This window comes from Pantoea sp. X-Soil-YNGN-775 (assembly GCF_059730575.1).
Map to the genome: position 1 here is coordinate 2,044,972 of NZ_AP035945.1, position 20,471 is coordinate 2,065,442.

Below are 20,471 nucleotides of genomic sequence, written 5' to 3' on the forward strand. Positions count from 1 at the left end.
CCGATCAGGCGGCCATGCCGAGCCCAACGATGTTGGCTGCGATAATGATCACTACACAACCAATCGATAACACCCCGACCGGCCGACGCCCCACTGACTTCCACTCTTTCATCAGTAAGCCGACCAGCCCGCCGCACAGCACGTAAAGGCTCATGTGCAGCATCCAGCTGACGTAATCATACTGCGCCGGAATACGCGCATGGCCCCAGGCGTAGAAGAAGAATTGCAGATACCACATGGTGCCACCGAGCACCGCAAAGGCGACGTTCGCCAGCAGCAGCGGTTTCGCCACCGAGAGATCCATGCGCACTGACAGCTCAGGTCGGGTTGCCAGCCGGTAGAAACAGAAGGCCAGATTGACCAGCGCCCCGCCGCCCATAATCACCACGTAGCTCGGCAGCGCGACATACAGCGGATCGATACCCAGCTGTGCCGCCGCCTGGTGCATCGGCTTCGCGGCATCCATAGCGAATGACATCCCGGCGGAGAAGATGCCGCACATTACCGCCAGCACCAGCCCTTTCTTCAGGTTAAACTCCTGCGCGTTAATCCCCAGCGCCCGCTCTTTCAGCAGGCCAGCACGCGAGACGATCGCCACGCCAATCAGCGCCACCAGCACGCCCAGCAGGGTTAAGCGTCCGCCGGCAGAGGCAAACAGCTCACCAAACCGGCCCTGCAGCAGCGGCGTCATCAGGGTGCCGACCACCAGCGTGATGCCAATGGCGATGCCGATCCCCATCGACATCCCAAGATAGCGCATGGTCAGACCGTAGTTGATATTGCCCACGCCCCACATGGCACCAAACAGAAACACCGGCAGCAATTGCGCCAGGCTGAAGCTACTGTAATAGGCGCGGAAGTCGGGCAGCAAAATTGCACTCACCGCCCACGGCAGGATCAGCCACGACATCAGGCCACCGACCGACCACATGGTTTCCCATGACCATCTTTTCACCTGTTTAAACGGCGCGTAGAAACACGCGGCACTGGCAGCTCCGACAAAATGCCAGAAGATGCCGGCAATAATGGCACTGTTCATTGTTTTTTCCTGGTTAGGTTGAGGCCTGACGGAAACCCAACGATTTCCGCTTAGCAGGCAGTCTACGTTTTGCAGGAATTCCTCAGCCTTTGAATGAATGCCGGATGCTGCCGCCTGTTGGCAAAATCTCCGCGTTATTCCCGTTAAGGATCACAAATTCATCTTTGTCAGGTTACCGGACGGCTTTCCGCTTAAGTGGTTTATTATTCTATCTTTTTTATTATTTTGTTGTGTAGCGCAGCACATTATCGATCTGGCTGCCATGCGCACGATCAATTTGGCAAAACAACAAAGAAGCCTTTCCTTACGGCGGCCAGGGTCGTATAAACTGGGGAAAATTGATCGAATTCAGGGATTGGCATGACGACTAAGTGGTTAACGCTGTTTCTTTCACGTTCAGTCAGTCAGGTAATGCTGGATGACCTGCGGGCGATTCTGCCGGCCGAGGCGATAAAGGTGTTTGTAAATGGGCTGGAGGATGCGCAGTACGCCACCCTGGAATGCGTTCAGGCTGAACAGCATTGTGCGCTGATCGCTTCGGCGATCGTGGTGTGGCGTCAGCTGGGTCACATTCACCACATCGTATTCAACAAGGGCGAACTGCTGCGTGAGGTGAATGACGCCACCCAGTTCCAGCTGTTTACCCTGCTGAAAACCCACCGCGCAGTCCTGCACCTGTCGTGATAAGATCGCCCGCCTTACTCCTCTCTGTTTGCAGCAGGAAAATCATGAGAATTGGAATCCTCTTTCCTATCGCTATTATCGTGGCGGGCGTCGGCTTTCTGGCGTGGTTTATTGGCAGCGGCCTGGCCATGCCAGGGTCCTGACATCTAACGTAACTGGCTGTCTTTACTGCCACGACGGTTATATAAACTGCTGCTCTGCTGCTGTTTGTCGATTTTCTGCTGACAGGAAACACAGTAGCGCACGCCTTTCAGCGCCTGACGTCGCGCCTCGGGTATCGGTTCGCCACAGAGTTCACATTCGGTGGCGCTTTCGCCGTGGCCGATTGACTGCCGGACACGTTCAATGCCGTCGTTAACGGTACTGTCGATCTGCTCCTGCACGGCGCCTTCAGACGCCCATCCGTTTGCCATGATGTCCCCCTCTTTTTACGTCTTCGCTCTGTTAAATCTACAACAATTTGCCGTTTTTGCCGTAAAACGCGCCGATATCTGTGATTGGTTGCCAGCCGTCTTATGCCCGTGGCAATCAGCAAAAGGTCGCTCCGCCGGATCTGCTTCACTCTTCAACCACATTATTGCAACGCACCGAGAGCGGAGAAACCTGCGAATGACAACACATCATCAACATTACATTAATGGCGAGTTTGTCGCCGACCACAACGATAAGTGGATTGAGGTGATTAATCCGGCCACCGAAGCGCTGCTGTCGCGTATTCCGCAGGGCAGCGCCGCAGATGCACAGCGCGCGATCCTCGCCGCCGAAGCGGCACAGCCGCAGTGGGAAGCGTTGCCTGCGGTTGAACGTGGCGTCTGGCTGCACCAAATCGCCACCGCGATCCGCGCGCGTGAACCGCAACTGACCGCCACCATTGTGGCTGAAGGCGGCAAAACCCAGGGTCTGGCGCAGACAGAAGTGTTGTTTACTGCGGATTACCTCGACTATATGGCTGAGTGGGCGCGACGCTATGAGGGTGAGATCATCAACAGCGATCGGCCAAACGAAAATATCTTCCTGTTTAAAAAGGCCATCGGCGTCACCACCGGCATTTTACCGTGGAACTTTCCGTTCTTCCTGATTGCACGCAAAGCGGCACCGGCACTGATCACCGGCAACACCATTGTGATCAAACCCAGCGAACTGACGCCGAATAACGCCGCGATCTTTGCCGATATTTTACACACCCTTGGCCTGCCCGCCGGCGTGATCAACTTCGTTTATGGCTACGGTCCGGAAGTCGGACAGGAGCTGGCGGCGAATCCTAAAGTCGGACTGGTCAGCCTGACCGGCAGCGTCGGAGCCGGTGTTGCTACCATGCAGGCTGCGGCGAAAAATGTGACTAAAGTGTCGCTGGAGCTGGGAGGAAAAGCCCCGGCGATTGTGATGGATGATGCCGATATCGACCTGGCGGTGCGGGCAATCGTCAGCTCAAGGATGATCAACAGCGGCCAGGTGTGTAACTGTGCGGAGCGCGTCTATGTGCAGGACGGCATTTACGACCGCTTTATCACCGCGCTGACCGCCGCCTTTCGTCAGGTGAAGCTGGGCGATCCGGCTCAGCACAGTGATATTGATATGGGACCGCTGATTAACGCCGCGGCCCTGCAGCGCGTCGAACAGAAAGTGGCCAATGCGGTGGCGGCTGGCGCAACGGTGGTGCTGGGCGGCAAACGGGTCGGCGATCAGGGCTTCTTTTTTGAGCCGACGCTGATCACCGGAGTTCGTCAGGAGATGGAGATCATGCAGGAGGAGATTTTTGGTCCGGTGCTGCCGGTGATGCGCTTCAAAACGCTGGACGAGGCGATCGCGCTGGCTAACGACTGCCAGTATGGCCTGACCTCTTCGCTCTATACCCGGGATATCAACACCACCATGAAGGCGCTGCGTCAGCTGAAGTTTGGCGAAACCTACGTTAACCGCGAAAACTTCGAGGCGATGCAGGGCTTCCATGCTGGCTGGCGTAAATCAGGCGTTGGCGGGGCCGACGGCAAACATGGGCTGGAAGAGTTCCTGCAGACCCACGTTGCCTATCTGCAGTTCAGCTAAGCCGGTAAAACGGGCCGCAGTGACGGCCCGTTTTGTTATCCCAGCCGCTTACTGCTGCGCAACAGCGCAATTCCACTCAGCACCGCGACCGCCATCAGGTAATAGCCCGGTGCCAGGCTGCTGCCGGTGACCTGGATCAGCAGGCTGCAAATCAACGGTGCAAAGCCACCGAACACCGTCACCGCCACGTTATAACTGATCGCCATGCCGCTGGCCCGGGTGGTGGCAGGAAACAGATCGGCCATCACCGACGGCACCGTCGAGAAGTAAACCGACTTCAGCAGCGCCATACACGCCACCAGCAAAATCAGCGTGGTCGGTGTGGTGTGATCGACCATCGCTTTAAACGCCGGATAGATGGTGACCATCAGCAGTAACAGCGATCCCCACATCAAAGGCAGCCGCCCCACCCGTTCGGCCCACAATCCCATTATCGGGGTGACGACCGTCAGGATGATCCCGGCCACCAGAGTTGCGGTAAACGCCACCGAGCCCGATAAATGCAGCGTTTTGGTGGCATAGGTCGGGATGTAGTTCAGCATGTAGTTGATGGCGGTCGAAATGACCATCAGCCCAATCGCCAGGGTGATCAGCGCCTTCTGGCGGCCAAACAGAGTCTTCAGCGGCGCGGCATGTTTCTCCTGCGCGACGAAACTGGCGGGCTCGTGCACGTGGCGGCGAATATAGACCCCCAGCGGACCAATCAACAAGCCAAAGGCGAACGGAATGCGCCAGCCCCACGCCTGAATTTCACTTTCGCTGAGCCACTGCGTCAGGCCGAGGCCAAACGCCGACGCCATCAGCGTGCTGGCTCCCTGCGTGGCGAACTGCCAGCTGGCAATAAACGCCTTACGCTCCGGGAAATGTTCCACCAGAAAAGCGGTGGAACTGCCAAATTCGCCGCCGGCGGAGAAACCCTGAATCAGCCGCGCCAGGATGATCAGTAGCGGCGCGGCCAGTCCGATCGTAGCGTAACCCGGCATAAAGGTAATGATCGCCCCACCCAGCATCATCAGATTGATCGACAGCAGCAGCGCCTTTTTACGACCATGACGGTCGGCGTAGTTGCCTAACACCAGCGCCCCCAGCGGACGGATCAGAAAGGCGATGCCGAAGCTGCCAAAGGTCAGCAGCAGTGAAACCGACGGATCGCTGACCGGAAAGAACGCGTGGGCGATGTAACTGGCGAAAAAGCCGTAGACGGCGATATCAAACCACTCCAGCGCGTTACCGATACAGGTGGCAAACAGCGTTTTATGCAGGCTCGGCCTGAGCTGTGGACGGCTTTGCGCGATACTGCTCATTGTTCACGCTCCTGCCAGTCGCGGTGGCGGGCGAGCAGCAGCTGGCCCTCTTCGCCCAGCTGCCAGAACAGACGGGTCATGATCGCCAGTCCTTCGCGGGCAATCGAGGTCAGCATGTGTTCATTGACGCCGTGCTGGCCACAGGCCGGATAGGAGTGCGGCACCCACAGGGTTGGCAGACCAAGGATATCGGCAAACACCTCATTGGGCAGCGATCCGCCGAGGTTAGGCAGCAGCGCCGGTTTTTTGCCGCTGCTGCGCGCCAGACTGTTGAGCGCCCACTCCACCAGCGGGTCCTGCGGATTGAGCCGGGTAGCTGGCGAGCCGCGCAGAAACTCCACGCTGACATTGTCGAAACCGTGCTGGCGCAAATGCTGGTCAACGTGCTGCACCAGGTTCTGCCAGTCGGTGCCGACCACAAAGCGCAGCTGACAGACCGCCGTGGCGCGACCGGGAATCGCATTCATCGGCTGGGCCGGGTTCCCGGTTTCAAACGCCAGGACTTCCAGCGTGTTCCAGCCATACAACCGTTCAGCCGCGGTTAAACCGGGTTCACCCCAGTTTTCAGCCAGCGCCGGATCGCCTGGCATGCCGCCGACGTCGATATCGCTGAGGATGTCGCGCACCGCCGGGGTCAGGGAGTCAGGTTTGAGCGCCGCCACCTGCAACACGCCCTGCGCATTTACCAGCGATGCCAGCGCATTCGCCAGCTGGGTGCCGGGGTTGCTTAACAGCCCGCCCCAGTTACCTGAGTGGTAGGCGTTGTCGCGCGCGGTAATGGTCAGGCGAAAGTTGGCCGCGCCGCGTGAACCGAGGAACAGCGTCGGCCGCACGGCGTTGAGCCGCGGGCCGTCTGAAGCGATAAACAGATCGGCCGCTAGCAGCGTCTGCTGCTGCTGACAAATTTGCGCCAGCCCCGGTGAGCTGATCTCTTCACCCATCTCAAACAGAATTTTGCAGTTAAAGCCCAGCCGGCCGCCCCGCGCCGCCATCACCTGTTCCAGCGCCGCCAGGTTGATGCAGTGCTGGCCTTTGTTGTCTGCGCTGCCGCGGCCATACCAGCGATCGCCTTCCACGGTCAGCTGCCACGGTGACAGCCCGGGACGCCAGTTCTCTTCGTCGCCATACACCACATCGCCATGCCCGTAACAGAGCAGCGTCGGCTGGGTCGGGTCCTCGATACGCACCGCGATCAAAAACGGCGGGCTGCCCGGCTGGGGATTATCGAAAGGATGCAGCGTAAAACCCAGCGCCTCAAGCTGCGGTCCAATCTCAGCCTGCAGATAGTGCTGCAGCCCGGCCTGACGCTGCGGATGCTGGCTCTCCGTTACACAGGCGATGCGTCGGGCCAGCAGCTGCTGAAACGCCCCGCTGTCGAAATAGTTCATCGCCTGGTCTACCGCCTGTTGCTCTGTCATGTTTGCCCTGTCTGTTTTTTTTTATCGTCAGTTATCTTTGACAAACTTCGGGCTTTGCCACAATTATCAATTTATCGAGTTAGCTTTGCTTTTAAAGCAACAAAGGTCTGCCCGATCCTGAGGCATGCCCCTTTTTAATGCGCCCCTGAGGCCGAGGAGTCTCCATGTTGAGCAGTGAAATCCGCTATTTTCTGGCGGTGGTGAATTGCGGATCGCTCAGCGCCGCCAGTGAACAGCTGTTTGTCGCGGTGTCGGCCATCAGCCGTCAGATTCAGCGGCTGGAGGCGCAGGTGGGCGCGCCGCTGTTTGAGCGGCATGCGCGCGGCATGGTGCTGAATGAAGCCGGTGAAATTTTCGCGCATCATGTGCGCAAGAGTCAGCTGGATATGGAATATGCGCTGGCGGAGATTAAGGGTCTGAAAGCGGTGCGCCGCACCCGGATCCGTATCGCCTGTACCGATGGCATGGCGTTCAGCCTGCTGCCGGGTCTGCTGTCCGAGTTTCGTCAGGCGAATCCTGGCGTGCTGTTTGCTCTGAATGTGACCCACTCGCAGGGCGTGGCCGAAGCGGTGCGGGCCGGCGAATGTGACGTTGCGTTGCAGTTCAGCCTGCATCCGGAGCGCAGCGTTGAAGTGCTCGGCTCATGGCCGGCGCCGGTGCTGCTGGCGATGCATCAGAGTCACCCGCTGGCGTCACGCCAGGTGACGCTGGCCGATCTGCCACGCTGGCCGCTGGCACTGCCGGGCCAGCACACCACGGTGCGGCAACTGTTTGACCTCTCCTGTCAGATGAACGGTTGCGTGGTCGAGCCGGTGCTGACCTGCGATTACTTCGCCACGCTGTATCATTTTTTGCTGCGCACGCCGCAGGCGGTCACCATCTGTAGCGCCTTTACCCTGCTGTTTGAGCACCAGACACAGCAGCTGGTGTTACGGTCGATGGGCGTCGATCAGCTCAGCCAGCGGACGCTGCAACTGCAGACGGTGTCGGGTCGTCAGCGCACCGCAGCCCTGACGCTGTTTATGGAGTTTTTACAGCAGCGGTTAACTGAAATCGATCGGCAACTGCGCGCGATTGGCGGCTAAGGCAGTAACGCCCACCGTCTGGCGGGCGTTACGCGGTAAAGCCGGATGGCTTTCGTCTTACTGTTTGATATCGACCTGGTAGAAAATGTGTTTGCCAAACGGATCGACCTGATAACCGCTGACCGATTTGCGCACCGGCTCAAAAATGGTCGAGTGGGCAATCATCACGGCCGGCATTTGGTCGTGCATCATCTGCTGCGCCTGCAGATACATCGCGGTGCGCTTACCCTGATCCGGTTCGGCGCGGGCGGCGGTGATTAACTTCTCAAACGGCTGATAGCACCATTTTGACGAGTTCGAACCGCCCTGCGCCGAGGTGCAGCTGTAAAGCGGGCCGAAGAAGTTGTCCGGGTCGCCGGTAGCGGTGGTCCAGCCCATCAATGCCGCCTGATGCTCACCGCTGCGGACCCGTTTCAGGTATTCGCCCCACTCATAGCTGACGATATTGGCTTTAATACCGACCTTCGCCCAGTCCGACTGGATCATCTCGGCCATGCGGCGGGCATTGGGATTGTAGGGCCGCTGGACCGGCATCGCCCACAGCGCAATCTCGGTGCCCGGTTTGACCCCGGCCTGTTGCAGTAACGCTTTGGCTTTTTCCGGATCGTAGTCGTAATCCTTCAGGTCTTTGTCGGCGCTCCAGACGCCCGGCGGCAGAATATTTTTTGCTACCGTGCCGGTGCCTTTAAAAATCGCCTCGATGATCGCCGGTTTGTTGATCGCCATCGCCAGCGCCTGGCGGACTTCGACCTTGTCGGTCGGCGCTTTGGTGGTATTAAATGCCAGGAAACCGGTATTCAGCCCGGCTTTCTGCTGCAGGGTGATGTCCGGGTTGGCGCGCATTTTTTCCAGATCGGCCGGATTGGGGAACGGCATCACCTGGCATTCGTTCTTCTCCAGCTTGGCATAACGCACCGAGGCATCCGGCGTAATGCTGAACACCAGCCGATCCAGCTTTGCCTTGCCCTGCCAGTATTGTGGGAAGGCCCGGTAAAGAATGCGTGAGTCCTTCTGGTACTGCACCAGCTCAAACGGCCCGGTGCCGATGGGGTTCATGTCGACCTTCTCCGGCGTTCCGGCTTTCAGCATGCTATCGGCATATTCAGCCGAGTGAATCGAGGCAAAGTACCAGCCAAGATCGGCCAGAAACGGCGCTTCAGGGTGCGACAGCGTGAAGCGAACCGTATGGTCATCCACCCGATCAATCTGTTTAATCAGCGTCGACAGTTCGAGGCTTTCAAAGTTGGAATAGGTGCCGCCCGAGACGTTGTGGTAGGGATTTTTCGGGTCCATCTGGCGCATAAAGGAGAAAATCACATCATCTGCATTGAAATCGCGCGTCGGTTTGAACTGTTTGTTGCTCTGGAATTTGACGTTTTTACGCAGATGGAAGGTGTAAACCGTGCCGTCGGGGCTGATCTGCCAGCTTTCCGCCAGGCTGGGGATCAGTTCCGTGGTGCCGACTTTGAAGTCTACCAGCCGGTTAAATACCGGCACCGCGCTGGCGTCTACGCTGGTGCCTGAGGTATAGAGTTGCGGGTTAAAATTCTCTGGCGATCCTTCCGAGCAGAAGACCAGCGTTTTGGCGTTCACGCTGGCCGCCAGCGTCATCCCAGCCGTAACAAGCGCTAAGGTGGCTATCTTCATTTTCATTATCATCCTCGCTTTGTATTGACTTCCGGTGATCAGAATACCTAAATGAATCATTCAGATGCTTCATTGATAGCACGATTCGGCACCATAGCGAACCCTGCCCGTGGCTGACTAATAAGGAATAGTGATGACCGACAAACTTGAGACGCAACTTACCGAACGCTTTTTCCGTTACCTCGCCGTCAGCAGTCAGAGCGATGCGAAATCGACCACTCTGCCCAGTACCCCGAGCCAGCACGCGATGGCGGAACTGCTGGCGGCGGAGCTGCGTGCGCTGGGGCTGGAACAGGTGGTGATTGACCAGCATGCGACGGTCACGGCGGTGAAACCGGGTAATCGTCCCGCTGCGCCGCGTATCGGCTTTATCACCCATATCGATACCGTTGACGTCGGTCTGTCACCCGATATCAAACCGCAGATACTGCGCTGGCAGGATCAGGATCTCTGCCTGAATGCCGACCAGGATATCTGGCTGCGCCGCGATCGGCATCCGGAGATCGCTCCCTATATCGGTCAGGAGATCATTTTCAGCGACGGCACCAGCGTACTGGGCGCGGATAACAAAGCGGCGGTGACGGTGGTGATGACGCTGATGGAGAACCTCAACGGCGATCACGGCGATATCGTGGTGGCGTTTGTGCCCGATGAAGAAATTGGCCTGCGCGGAGCCAAAGCGCTCGATCTGGAAACGCGATTTAATGTCGATTTCGCCTGGACCATCGACTGCTGCGAACTGGGCGAAGTGGTTTATGAGAACTTCAACGGTGCCGCCGCCGAAATCCGCTTTACCGGCGTACCGGCGCATCCGATGTCGGGTAAAGGGGTGCTGGTCAATCCGCTGCTGATGGCACATGACTACATCAGCCAGTTTGATCGCCAGCAGACCCCGGAACAGACCGAGGGCCGTGAAGGCTATATCTGGTTCAATGAGATCCAGGCCAACGCCAGCCAGGCGATCCTGAAAGCCTCTATTCGCGATTTTGATCTGGCCAGCTTTGCCGAGCGTAAGCAGCAGCTACAGCAGCAGGCGCAGGCGATTGCTGCCCGCTACCCGACCGGCAAGGTAGAGATCACCCTTACCGATATCTACAGCAATATCAGCAATGCGCTGGGCGAGGATCGTCGGGCCATCGACCTGATTTTCAAAGCGTTCAGCGCGCTGGATATCGAACCGAAAGTGATTCCGATGCGGGGCGGCACTGACGGTGCGGCGCTGTCGGCTAAGGGCTTACTGACGCCGAACTTTTTCACCGGTGCGCACAACTTCCATTCGCGCTTTGAGTTCTTACCGCTGCCGTCGTTTGTGAAATCCTATCAGGTGGCGGAAAAACTCTGCTACCTGGCAGCGGAGTAACAATTAAATCGGGCGCAGCACGCGCCCGATTGTCACTTATGGCTTCACGCTGACATCAATGCCCGGAAAATATTTCTCCGCCAGCTTCTTCAGGGTGCCATCGGTCTGGACTTTGGCGATCGCCGTATCCAGTGACTGTTTGAGTTGCGTGTCATCTTTACGCAGGCCAAAGCCGATGCCCGAGCCGAGAATTGCATCATCCTCGACCGGCTTACCGATGAAGCCGAAGCCTTTACCCTGTGGTTTGTCAAGGAAGCCCGACTGACCGGCGGCTGACATCACCAGTGTGCCGTCCAGACGCCCGGCGACCATGTCGTTGTAGACCTGGTTCTGATCCTGATAAGAGGTCACGGTTACGCCCTGCGACTCCCAGTGTTTTTTGGCGTAGGTTTCCTGAATTGATCCCTGCAACACGCCGATGTTTTTGCCCTTCAGCGCGTCGGCGGTGGGCGCCAGCTTCTCACCGGTTTTCGCCACCAGCATGGTCGGAATACGGTAGATCGGCTGGGTGAAGCCAATGCTTTTCGCCCGCGCTTCGGTGATATTCATCGCCGAGTTGATCGCATCGAACTTTTTCGCCTGCAGCGCCGGGATCAGCGCATCGAAGCTGCTCTCCACCCAGTGACAGTTAAACTTACCGGCCTGGCAGATCGCGTTACCCAGTTCGATATCAAAACCTTCCAGTTCCCCCTGGGCGTTACGGCTTTCAAATGGCGGATACTGTGACTCCAGGCCATAACGTAAATCCTGCGCCAGCGCCGATACCGAAGTCATCATGCCGAGTGCCAGAAACAGTGCGTTGCGTTTTTTCATCATTTACCCCGAAATTATTGTTTTTAACCGATCGCTACCCTGCTTTACCGTGCGTCAGTCGGGCAACCTTGTGTCCGCCAGTTGCTTACTGCCGGAACGCCGACAGCGCAGCCGCGCCAGCCTCTAATGTTGCCTCGTCTTTGGCAAAGGAAAGACGGATCAGTTTGTTGTCGGTGCCATCCATATAAAACGCCGACAGCGGGATGGTGGCCACCCGGTGATCGACGATAAGACGTTTTACCATCTCGCTGTCCGGTTCGTCACTGAAATGTCCGTAGCTGGCCAGCATAAAGAACGAGCCGGCGCACGGCAGCAGCTTAAACGGTGAATCCTGCATCAGCGCAATCAGCCGATCGCGCTTTTGCTGGTAGAAGGATGACAGTGACAGATAGTGTTGCGGCGTCTGCAGATAATGGGCAAATCCCACCTGCATCGGCGTGTCTGCGGCGTACATCATAAACTGATGCACTTTCACCAGCTCGGTCATCAGCTCGGCCGGTGCCAGGCAGTAGCCCACCCGCCAGCCGGTGACGTGGAAGGTTTTGCCAAACGAAGAGACGATGACGCTGCGCGCCGCCAGCTCCGGATGGGTCGCCATGCCGCAGTGCGGACGACCATCAAACAGAATATGTTCATACACCTCGTCGGATAACACCACGATGTCAGTGTTGCGGATCAGGGCCGCCAGCTGATTAAGGTCCTCCGGCGTCAGCACCTGGGCGCTGGGATTATGCGGGGTATTAATGATGATCATCCGGGTACGCGGCGTAATGGCGGCGCGCAACTGCTGCCAGTCGATGGCGAAAGCCGGCACCTGCAGCTTCAGGCCAATCGGCTTGCCGCCCTGCAACCGGACCACCGGAGCATAGCTGTCGAATGCCGGTTCAAAGAAAATCACCTCATCCCCCGGATGCACCAGCGCGGAAATCGCCATATAAATGCCCTGACTGGCGCTGCCGGTGATCAGCACTTCACTGGCCGGATCGTATTTCTGGCCGTAGAGCGATTCGACCTTGCTGGCTAAAACGTCCCGCAGTGCCGGCAAGCCGGTCATCGACGCGTACTGGTTATGGCCGTCGCGCATCGCCTGGCTGACACTTTCAACCAGCAGCGGATCGCAGGGGAAATTCGGTGCGCCCTGCGACAGGTTGATCGCCTGATGCTGCGCCGAAAGCTGACCGATAACGCTGAAAATGGTGGTGCCGACATCGGGCAACTTTGAGGTGACTGCGACAGGCGTTTTCAGGGACATGTTCTCTCCGTCAGTGACATAGCGTGCGGAATGCAATTAAGCGCTATTCAACGGGCTGTGACTTGAGTCGGCAAGCGAAATGTCGTCATAATAGCCATGATTAAAATGCATAGCTGAGGTGCTCTGTGTCACGTTCAACCCTGCCGCTCAATGCGATTCACGCTTTTCTGGTGACCGCCCGCCACCTTAACCTGACCCATGCGGCCCGGGAACTGTGCATTACCCAGGGCGCAGTCAGCCGCAAAATTGCTGCGCTGGAGCACTGGCTCGGCCTGACGTTGTTTGATCGGCATGCTCGTGGTTTACGTCTGACGCCGCAGGGCGCGGCGCTGCTGCCGGAACTGCGTCAGGGCTATGAACTGATGGTGCAGGCCAGCGAAAAAGCGCGTCGCAGCCAGGTCAGTGTCCGCCTGAAAGCACCGACCTGTGCAATGCGCTGGCTGGTGCCGCGCCTGGTGGCGCTGGAGCAGCTGCGGCCAGAACTGCATGTGGCACTCACCACCACGCTGGATCACGCCTCACAGCTCGATAATTTTGACGCCGCCATCGTCTATGGCAAACCGCGTGCTGACGCACTGACGCTGTTTGAAGAGTCGCTGACGCCGGTAATCGCCGCCGGGCAGCCGATTCCCGATTCGCCGCAAAACCTGGCGGGCATGACTTTTCTGCATCCCACCGACGATATGCGTGACTGGCAATGCTGGCTGAAAGGCCAGGGCGTGGCGGTTACGATGCAACGCAACCAGCATTTTGCCACCATGGACTTAGCGATTAGCGCAGCGATTCAGGGATTTGGCGTGGCGATTGCTGACAGCAATCTGCTGGAAAGTGATATTGCCAGCGGCCGGCTGATTAAACCGTTCGCTGGCGAGGTAAAAACCGGGGCGGCTTACAGCTTACTGCAGCGCTCGCCCGCGGATGCGCCACCGCTGCTGGCGGCGCTGGTGGCGTGGTTAAGTCAGGATCAGAACGTCACCCAGTCACCGTTTTCGGCTGGCGTAGCCTGACCGGACGTCCGGCCAGGCGCTTTCGGAGCGTTCGGCTTGAGAGGTGCGGCAGACGGAATTTGTGTGCCGTTGTCGGAGAGGCGGAACTTCGCCACCGAGGCCTGTAACGCTTCGGTTTGTAAAGCCAGCGCGCTGGCGGCGGCGGAGACTTCTTCGACCAGGGAGGCGTTTTGCTGGGTCACGCTATCCATTTCGGTCACCGCGGCGCCGACCTGAGAGATGCCTTTACTCTGCTCTTCCGAGGCGGCAGCAATCTGCTTCATGATCGCGTCGACATCCTGCACCGATTTCAGAATATTATTCATGGTGCCGCCGGTGGTGCCCACCAGCTCCGCCCCTTTTCCGACCCGCTGAACCGAATCTTCAATCAGGGTGGCGATCTCTTTGGCGGCGTTGGCGCTGCGCTGGGCCAGATTACGCACTTCTGACGCCACCACGGCAAAACCGCGTCCCTGTTCCCCGGCGCGGGCGGCTTCAACCGCCGCGTTCAGCGCCAGGATGTTGGTCTGGAAGGCGATGCCGTTAATCACGTTGGTGATCTCAGCAATTTTCTTCGAACTGCCGGAAATTCCGTTCATGGTGCTGACCACTTCGCTCACCAGCTGGCCGCCCTGTTGCGCGGTGGTGGTGGCGGTTTCAGCCAGCAGGCTGGCCTGACGCGCATTGTCGGCGTTGAATTTCACCGTGGCGGTCAGCTGCTCCATACTGGCAGCGGTCTGTTCCAGCGCGGCGGCCTGCTCTTCAGTTCGCGAAGAGAGATCGTTGTTGCCGGCCGAAATCTCTGCTGCGCCGCGCGAGATATTCTCGGTGCCGCTGCGGATTGCACTCACCGCTTCACGCAAGCTTTCCTGCATCGCACTCAGCAACGGCACCAGCTTACCGACGCAGTTGCGGCCAAAGTCCGCCACCGGCTGGCTCAGATCGCCGGTAGCGATGGTGGCGAAATGGTTGCGGATGGTTTCCAGCGGCCGCACCAGCATCGCCACCAGGTAGCGATCGGTAAACAGCAGAATAAACAGGCCAATAATCACCGTTACGGTAATGATCATTTTGGTCAGGGCGGTTAAGCGGTCAACTTCAACCCGGGTATGATCGAGGATCTGTGCGGCATTCTGATTAAATTTTTCAGCGCTGGCACCAAACGCCCGGCTGAGCTGTGGCGTGATATTATTAGCCTGCTGCCGATAGGCGTCGGCTGAATCCTGCCGGGCCAGCCGCAGCTGCGGCGTGACGCCCTCATCCAGCAGTTTCTGCCAGCTTTGAATCACGCTGTCTACCGTATCCGGGTTCATCGGACCCGGCGCCAGCTGTTTAAACGTCGCCAGCTGCCGGGTCATGTTATCCAGCGCCTGCTGAACCGGCGCATAGGCGTCGTCAGTCAGCGTTTTGCCCGCCGCTTTGCTGTCTATTACGCGTGACAGACGAGTGATGACGCGGAAATATTGATCGTTGCCTTTACTGAGCACCGTCATTTGCTCGACCAGATGGCGGTCAACATTATTCCCTTCGCTCAGCGCGCCGAGAGAATGAATGCTGAACAGCCCGACTCCGCTCCAGAGTAAGCAGAACAGGCCCAGAATGGTGAGCATCACAGCGCGGATGGTGAAATTTTTGAGCATTCCCATACAAAAATCCTATACACGTTGACCCGTAAGTGTCGGGCATAGGAGATCTATCGGCAGTGGATAGTGAAGATGTAACACTTTTGTTAGCTATAGTTTTACAGCGTCGATAGCGGGGACTGGTGATAATAATGCTATTTTTCAATGAAATATGCGCGAATGGCCGCAATAATTCCATTCGCGCAATTTAATGGTTAGCGGACTAATTAAAGACGCACCATTTTACTCATCAGCAGGCGGAACAGGCGCATCCTGGCACGCATAAAGTTCCGTTTCAGGACTAAACCACTCAGGTGATTTTCTCCGAGTGACATTGTCACATCGTCAGCTGGATGCCACGCGGGCCACACCACTTCACCGTCCAGCTGCTGCTTGTATTCGCTGGCATCGCGGGCGAATCTGAACCAGTAGTCGCTGACGCGTGAGGCAAATGCCCGATCGCCATCGCTGAAAGGCCGATTTTCATTGGGATCCGGCATCTGGCTCAGGCTGTTAAGCACATAGGGTACTTCATTGCCATGCCAGGTGCCGTCCGGATAGAGGTCGCGCGCATTCTCAGAGACATAATCAAACCAGTAGCGCCAGCCCGGCATGCCAACATTATGCTGGGCGCGCATCACCAGCCACGGCACCACGCTGAAAGCCATATCGCGCGCCACCGCACGACCGAGGCGCCGATCGTCATGGATGTCATACATCCACTTCAGCATTCGGTAGATCACCCGATTTTTGTCGCGCAGCTGGTGCAGCATCGCGGTGGCATCCACACCAAAATAGTCCAGCACGCTGGCTTCATCGCTATTGCTGCCCGCCATTAACGGCAGGCGGTGCTGTCGGGCCGCGAAGAAGGTTTTTAGCATCGGTTCCGGTAGCACCACATCGCCAGAAATCGGCACCGGCTGGATCGCCAGCGGGCCGTCCAGCGACCAGAAGGCGTCGGCGGGTAAGGCCCGCAGCGCCTCAGCACTGGCATCGGGCGGCAGCCCCAGATGCTTTGCGACCGCCATGCCCTGCTGACGCGCTTTCTTCAGCGGGGTATCCGGTAAGCTGTAGGCGCTCTGCACAATCCCCTTGTGAAACAGCCCTTCGGCCAGCGGCGAACAGCAGAGCGACAGTACGCTACGTGCGCCAGAGGATTCACCAAACAGAGTGACATTACGGCGATCGCCGCCAAACGCCGGAATGTTGCGCTGAACCCACTGCAGGGCCGCGATCTGATCGAGCAGACCAAAATTATTTATGGTGCTGGCAACCGGATATTGCGCATCTAAAGCCGGATGGGAGAAGAAACCGAGATGGCCGAGTCGGTAGTTAATGGTGACCACCACCGCGCCACGCGAGGCCAGCGATTTACCGCTGTAAGGGGCCAGGCCGCCTGCGCCGATGGTGTAGCCACCGCCGTGTAACCAGACCATCACCGGCAGCGGTTTAGTCGGTTCGACGTCCGGCGTCCAGACGTTAAGGTAAAGACAATCTTCACTGAATTCGCCGGGATCGCCACCGCCAACTGCCCGGCAATAATCACGGTTTTGCCAGGCTGAAGCCGAAAATTGGGTGGCATCACGCAGATCGCTCCACGGCGTGACCGGCTGCGGCGGACGCCAGCGCAGTGCGCCTTGCGGGGCAGCGGCATAAGGTATGCCTTTGAATACGAAAAGGTCGTCATCCATGCATCCACGCAACTCACCCTCTGCAGTCATAATCCGCAGACCTGTTTCGTTTTTCATTCCTGTATCCCTGTTCTTACGACACTCCATTATTTGCAGGCCTTGAGACAAAGTCTATGTCTGAGGCGGATTTGCAGATTATGCCGAAGGTTGCAGCAAAGCACTGAACAACTTCATCAAAAGGTTTGAATAGGCAGCAGAGGTTTTTTTGATTATATTTGTTAACGCTTTACAGCCAGCACCAGAGCCTGCCGGTTCTATTAAGATCAGGACGGACAGCAAAAAAGAAGACTGCACACAGACAATTACAACAAATCATAACGGCGTAGCGCAGATCCTCTTCTGCTGCTCATCGACCGTATCGTTAATTTAAATTTATTAGTTTCGCACCAGCATCAGGGAACACCTCTCCGATTACTGCGCGCCAGTCCGGCTCAGCTTATTAAGCCCGGCGCGCACATAATTCTATCCCGTTTCGCACTAACACCCTTCAGTGGCGATAATATAATCGCCGCTGAAGGAGGCTATTATCTGGCGGGATAGTTGCCCAGTTGCGACTGCATGGGCGATAACGTCTCTACGCCACAGCGTGCCAGCGATCGTTGCTGACGTTCCGCATACAGTGCCATCTCATCAATCACCGCACAGCCCAGTGCAGTTTCAAACGCTTCCCGACTGGCCTGGCCTGCCGACCGGACCTGCGCGTGATCGCCCAGGTTTGACTGAAAGATGCCCGCAGCGCTGACCGGCAAAAAATCCTCATAGATAATCGGTTCGGCAATGATCCGTCCGTCAGCAATCAGGCTGTCGAGCGTCTCACCACGGGCTGGCGGTGACGCCATCCCCTTTTCGCTGAGCCGATAATCGAACCACGCCAGCGCCTGCTGACGCAGCGTCTGCTCATCGTCCGGGAAGTCCCGGAACACCCCGGCCAGATGCTGCTGATGCTGCTGGTTATCCTGACCGCTGCCCGCCTGCTGCAGCAAACGGTCATACAGCGCCCGGCCCTTCGGCGTCAGCGCCGCACCACGCTGCTCGATTTCACCAAAGCGGGCGGTATGAGTTCCCTGATGTCCATCGCGGAAAACGATCGCTTCCTCCAGCGCCTTGAAACTGGTCTGGCGTAACAGAATCGGCACCTGACGACGCGGCGGTCCTTCAATCAGAGTTTTCGGTTCGATGCCGCGCGACGGCATCAGCTGCTGCACCCGGTCGATATCCAGCGTGCGGGGCGTCAGGTGGTTAATGTGACAGCCGGGGAAACAGACCACGTCAGCAATCAGCCGGTGTTGCTGATTCAATGCCTGATAGGTCTGACTATCGACGCTGCTGTGGGCGTGCCAGCGGAAGGTTTCCAGTGCTTCGGTGACAAACTCCGCCGCCTGCGGGGCGGTGAATCCGCCCTGCTGCTGATGCAGTTGCAGCAGTTGCCGACAGCGCGGCGTGAAGATGTCGCGCGCCGCCAGAATCGCCGCCGCCTTTTCACGCAGCTCAGCCTCTTCAATCAGCTCAAGCCGTAACAGTGAGGTAAAGACGCGGAAAGGATTACGTCGCAGGGCCGCCTCGTCGACCGGACGGAACGCGGTGGAATGCACCGGCACGCCGGCCTGGGAGAGATCGTAGTAGCCGACCGGATACATCCCCATCACCGCAAACATCTGCCGCAGCGTGGCAAGTTCGCTGGCGCTGCCGACCCGGATGGCACCGTGACGTTCAATATTGAGCCGGCTGAGTTCATCCGCCGCGGCCAGACGATCTTTTAATGCGGGTTCGGATTCCAGCGTGCGGTCGTTAACCGCCATCACCAGCTGCATCAGCGTGCCGTATTGCGGCACTTCCAGCTGATACATGGCGGACATCGCCTGAGAGAAGCGGGTGCGGATGGCATCCGCAGTGAGAAAGTTGTCCATCTGTTCCACCTGACACCGTGAGCGTTGCTGCTACTGTAATGCAACGGATTGGCGCCAGCGGAAAAAATCACGAATTTGTGATCGGCTTAAAGCCGTAGCGGTTTTTGAGCAGCAGCATCAGGGTGGTGATCACCGCCGGGATCGCCAGCAGCAGGAAGATAACGCTGAATGACCAACCGAGCGACAGCATTTCTGCACCGACAAAGGCGCTGAGAATCGCGCCGACGCGGCCGACGCCGTGCATCCAGCTGGAGCCGGTGGCGCGGGCATGTGTCGGATAATAGCTGGCAGACAGCGCATTCATCCCGGTATTGGCACCGTTGAAACAGAAGCCGCTACAGAAGGCGATGCCGCTCATGATGCCCACTTCTGCGGGTGAATACCCCAGCGCCACGATAAATAGCCCACCACAAAAGTAGATCGCCGCCAGTGCCAGGTTGGCATTGAAGCGATCCATCAGCCAGCCGGCAAACAGCGAGCCCAGCGTTCCGCCGGCCTGATACATCGCGGTGATAATTGCCGCTTCAGTGACCGACATTCCCAGCGTATTGACCAGCGACGGCAGCCAGCTGCCAATCAGGTAGACCAGGAACAGCCCCATAAAGTAACCGCCCCACAGCATGGTGCTGCCAAACAGGTAGCGGCGCGAGAGCACGGTGGCGATCGCCCCGCGCGTGGCAACGCTGGCTTCAGGCGCATGAAACGCGCTATCTGGCTGCGTGACGCCCGGCATCATCCGGTCAACGATGGCGTGAATGCGGGCCGCAGGCGCGCCGCGGCTAATCAGGAAGCGCACCGATTCCGGCAGCCCACGGATCAGAAAAGGCAGCACCAGCAGCGGCAGGATCCCGCCGAGCAGCAGCACCGAGTGCCAGTCGTAGCGCGGTAACAGCCACGAGGCGGCAAATCCCCCGCTGGCCGCACCAAAGGTGAAACCGCAAAACACCACGGTGATGATGAATGCACGCCGCCGCTCTGGCGCGTACTCAGCCACCAGCGTACCCACATTTGGCATCGCTGCGCCCAGACCCAGTCCGGTGAGGAAGCGGAACAGCATCATCTGTTCGACGTTTTGTGACAGCGCGGTTGCCAGCGTCCAGAGGCCAAAAAAGAAAACGCTAAGAATAATCATCATCCGGCGACCGTAGCGGTCGGCCAGCGGTCCAGCCACCATTGCGCCGAGCGCCAGACCAATCAGTGCCGCGCTGATCACCATCCCCAGCTGATGGTTGCTGACGCCCCACGCAGTTTTGAGGGTCGGGGCAATAAAGCCCATAATTGCGATATCCATACCATCCAGCGCCACCACAATAAAGCAGAGCGCGATTAACCGCTTTTGCCAGCGACTCAGCGCCTGCTGGTTAATGAGCTGGCGTACATCTACCGCCTCTACGCTGGTCAATGAAAACTCCTTTCGGGCACCCGGTATCGGACATCAGAATTAGTAAAAAAAACGGCGCCAATAATAGCCGATCGTTAACGTTAAGACGTCAAATTTTTATATGATATTGAGAATTATTCAACTTTCAATCGCTAAACCATTGATCTGTGGTTGCCCTGTTCTGCTGCCTGCTGACCGCATTGTCATATGACACGTTTATTTTCAGCGGCTTAATC

The 20,471-nt window shown here is 57.9% G+C and carries 17 protein-coding genes; 6 read left to right on the forward strand and 11 right to left on the reverse strand.

Annotated features, from left to right (window positions below):
- Positions 1–4: 4 nt before the first annotated feature.
- Positions 5–1,039, reverse strand: coding sequence for an L-rhamnose/proton symporter RhaT (gene rhaT / locus AC6I8I_RS09670; RefSeq protein ID WP_312054567.1), 1,035 nt, complete (start codon positions 1,037–1,039; stop codon positions 5–7).
- A gap of 360 nt (positions 1,040–1,399) precedes the next feature.
- Between rhaT and AC6I8I_RS09675 the strand changes: the two genes are divergently transcribed.
- Complete coding sequence (locus AC6I8I_RS09675; protein ID WP_312757017.1) at positions 1,400–1,723, forward strand: hypothetical protein; 324 nt, start codon at positions 1,400–1,402, stop codon at positions 1,721–1,723.
- Positions 1,724–1,767: 44 nt separating this feature from the next.
- A complete protein-coding gene (locus AC6I8I_RS09680; protein ID WP_008925225.1) occupies positions 1,768–1,866 on the forward strand; it encodes a YoaK family small membrane protein in 99 nt (32 codons plus the stop codon).
- A gap of 3 nt (positions 1,867–1,869) precedes the next feature.
- Here the strand turns inward: AC6I8I_RS09680 and AC6I8I_RS09685 are convergent, their stop codons facing one another.
- Positions 1,870–2,136, reverse strand: a complete 267-nt coding sequence (locus AC6I8I_RS09685; protein WP_312054565.1) for a DksA/TraR family C4-type zinc finger protein — start codon at positions 2,134–2,136, stop codon at positions 1,870–1,872.
- A 196-nt stretch (positions 2,137–2,332) separates the two neighbouring features.
- Between AC6I8I_RS09685 and aldA the strand changes: the two genes are divergently transcribed.
- On the forward strand, positions 2,333–3,769 hold the full coding sequence (aldA, locus tag AC6I8I_RS09690) for an aldehyde dehydrogenase (RefSeq protein WP_312054564.1): 1,437 nt from the start codon (positions 2,333–2,335) through the stop codon (positions 3,767–3,769).
- Positions 3,770–3,804: 35 nt separating this feature from the next.
- Here aldA and AC6I8I_RS09695 read toward each other — a convergent pair whose 3' ends face one another.
- A complete protein-coding gene (locus AC6I8I_RS09695) occupies positions 3,805–5,073 on the reverse strand; it encodes an MFS transporter (protein WP_497828616.1) in 1,269 nt (422 codons plus the stop codon).
- A complete protein-coding gene (locus tag AC6I8I_RS09700; protein WP_312757024.1) occupies positions 5,070–6,491 on the reverse strand; it encodes a M20 family metallopeptidase in 1,422 nt (473 codons plus the stop codon). Before AC6I8I_RS09700 ends, AC6I8I_RS09695 begins: the two co-directional genes overlap by 4 nt.
- A gap of 164 nt (positions 6,492–6,655) precedes the next feature.
- Between AC6I8I_RS09700 and AC6I8I_RS09705 the strand changes: the two genes are divergently transcribed.
- On the forward strand, positions 6,656–7,576 hold the full coding sequence (locus tag AC6I8I_RS09705; RefSeq protein ID WP_497828617.1) for a LysR family transcriptional regulator: 921 nt from the start codon (positions 6,656–6,658) through the stop codon (positions 7,574–7,576).
- A 57-nt stretch (positions 7,577–7,633) separates the two neighbouring features.
- Here the strand turns inward: AC6I8I_RS09705 and AC6I8I_RS09710 are convergent, their stop codons facing one another.
- Positions 7,634–9,229 (reverse strand): ABC transporter substrate-binding protein, encoded by a 1,596-nt coding sequence (locus tag AC6I8I_RS09710; protein ID WP_497828618.1) that lies wholly within the window; start codon positions 9,227–9,229, stop codon positions 7,634–7,636.
- 127 nt (positions 9,230–9,356) lie between these two features.
- Here AC6I8I_RS09710 and pepT point away from each other — a divergent pair, with 127 nt between their 5' ends.
- The gene (pepT, locus tag AC6I8I_RS09715; protein WP_497828619.1) at positions 9,357–10,583 is read left to right on the forward strand and encodes a peptidase T; all 1,227 of its coding nucleotides are present in this window, start codon (positions 9,357–9,359) and stop codon (positions 10,581–10,583) included.
- Between the two features lie 36 nt (positions 10,584–10,619).
- Here the strand turns inward: pepT and AC6I8I_RS09720 are convergent, their stop codons facing one another.
- Together AC6I8I_RS09720 and AC6I8I_RS09725 are read right to left on the reverse strand one after the other, a co-directional pair.
- Positions 10,620–11,396 carry a transporter substrate-binding domain-containing protein gene (locus AC6I8I_RS09720; RefSeq protein ID WP_312054713.1) on the reverse strand — a complete coding sequence of 259 codons (777 nt, stop codon included), beginning with the start codon at positions 11,394–11,396 and terminating at the stop codon, positions 10,620–10,622.
- A gap of 85 nt (positions 11,397–11,481) precedes the next feature.
- Positions 11,482–12,648 (reverse strand): methionine aminotransferase, encoded by a 1,167-nt coding sequence (locus tag AC6I8I_RS09725; RefSeq protein ID WP_312757031.1) that lies wholly within the window; start codon positions 12,646–12,648, stop codon positions 11,482–11,484.
- 125 nt (positions 12,649–12,773) lie between these two features.
- On the opposite strand from AC6I8I_RS09725, the gene AC6I8I_RS09730 reads away from it, so the two are divergent.
- A complete protein-coding gene (locus AC6I8I_RS09730; RefSeq protein ID WP_497828620.1) occupies positions 12,774–13,655 on the forward strand; it encodes a LysR family transcriptional regulator in 882 nt (293 codons plus the stop codon).
- Here AC6I8I_RS09730 and AC6I8I_RS09735 read toward each other — a convergent pair.
- The 4 genes from AC6I8I_RS09735 to AC6I8I_RS09750 form a co-directional block, all read right to left on the reverse strand.
- Complete coding sequence (locus tag AC6I8I_RS09735) at positions 13,613–15,280, reverse strand: methyl-accepting chemotaxis protein (protein ID WP_497828621.1); 1,668 nt, start codon at positions 15,278–15,280, stop codon at positions 13,613–13,615. The two genes, AC6I8I_RS09730 and AC6I8I_RS09735, sit on opposite strands and share 43 nt — an antisense overlap.
- A gap of 203 nt (positions 15,281–15,483) precedes the next feature.
- A complete protein-coding gene (locus AC6I8I_RS09740; RefSeq protein ID WP_312757038.1) occupies positions 15,484–17,004 on the reverse strand; it encodes a carboxylesterase/lipase family protein in 1,521 nt (506 codons plus the stop codon).
- A 467-nt stretch (positions 17,005–17,471) separates the two neighbouring features.
- The gene (hglS, locus tag AC6I8I_RS09745) at positions 17,472–18,854 is read right to left on the reverse strand and encodes a 2-oxoadipate dioxygenase/decarboxylase HglS (RefSeq protein ID WP_497828622.1); all 1,383 of its coding nucleotides are present in this window, start codon (positions 18,852–18,854) and stop codon (positions 17,472–17,474) included.
- A gap of 67 nt (positions 18,855–18,921) precedes the next feature.
- Entirely contained in the window at positions 18,922–20,256 is a 1,335-nt protein-coding gene (locus AC6I8I_RS09750) for an MFS transporter (protein ID WP_312054547.1), read from the reverse strand.
- Positions 20,257–20,471 lie beyond the last annotated feature (215 nt).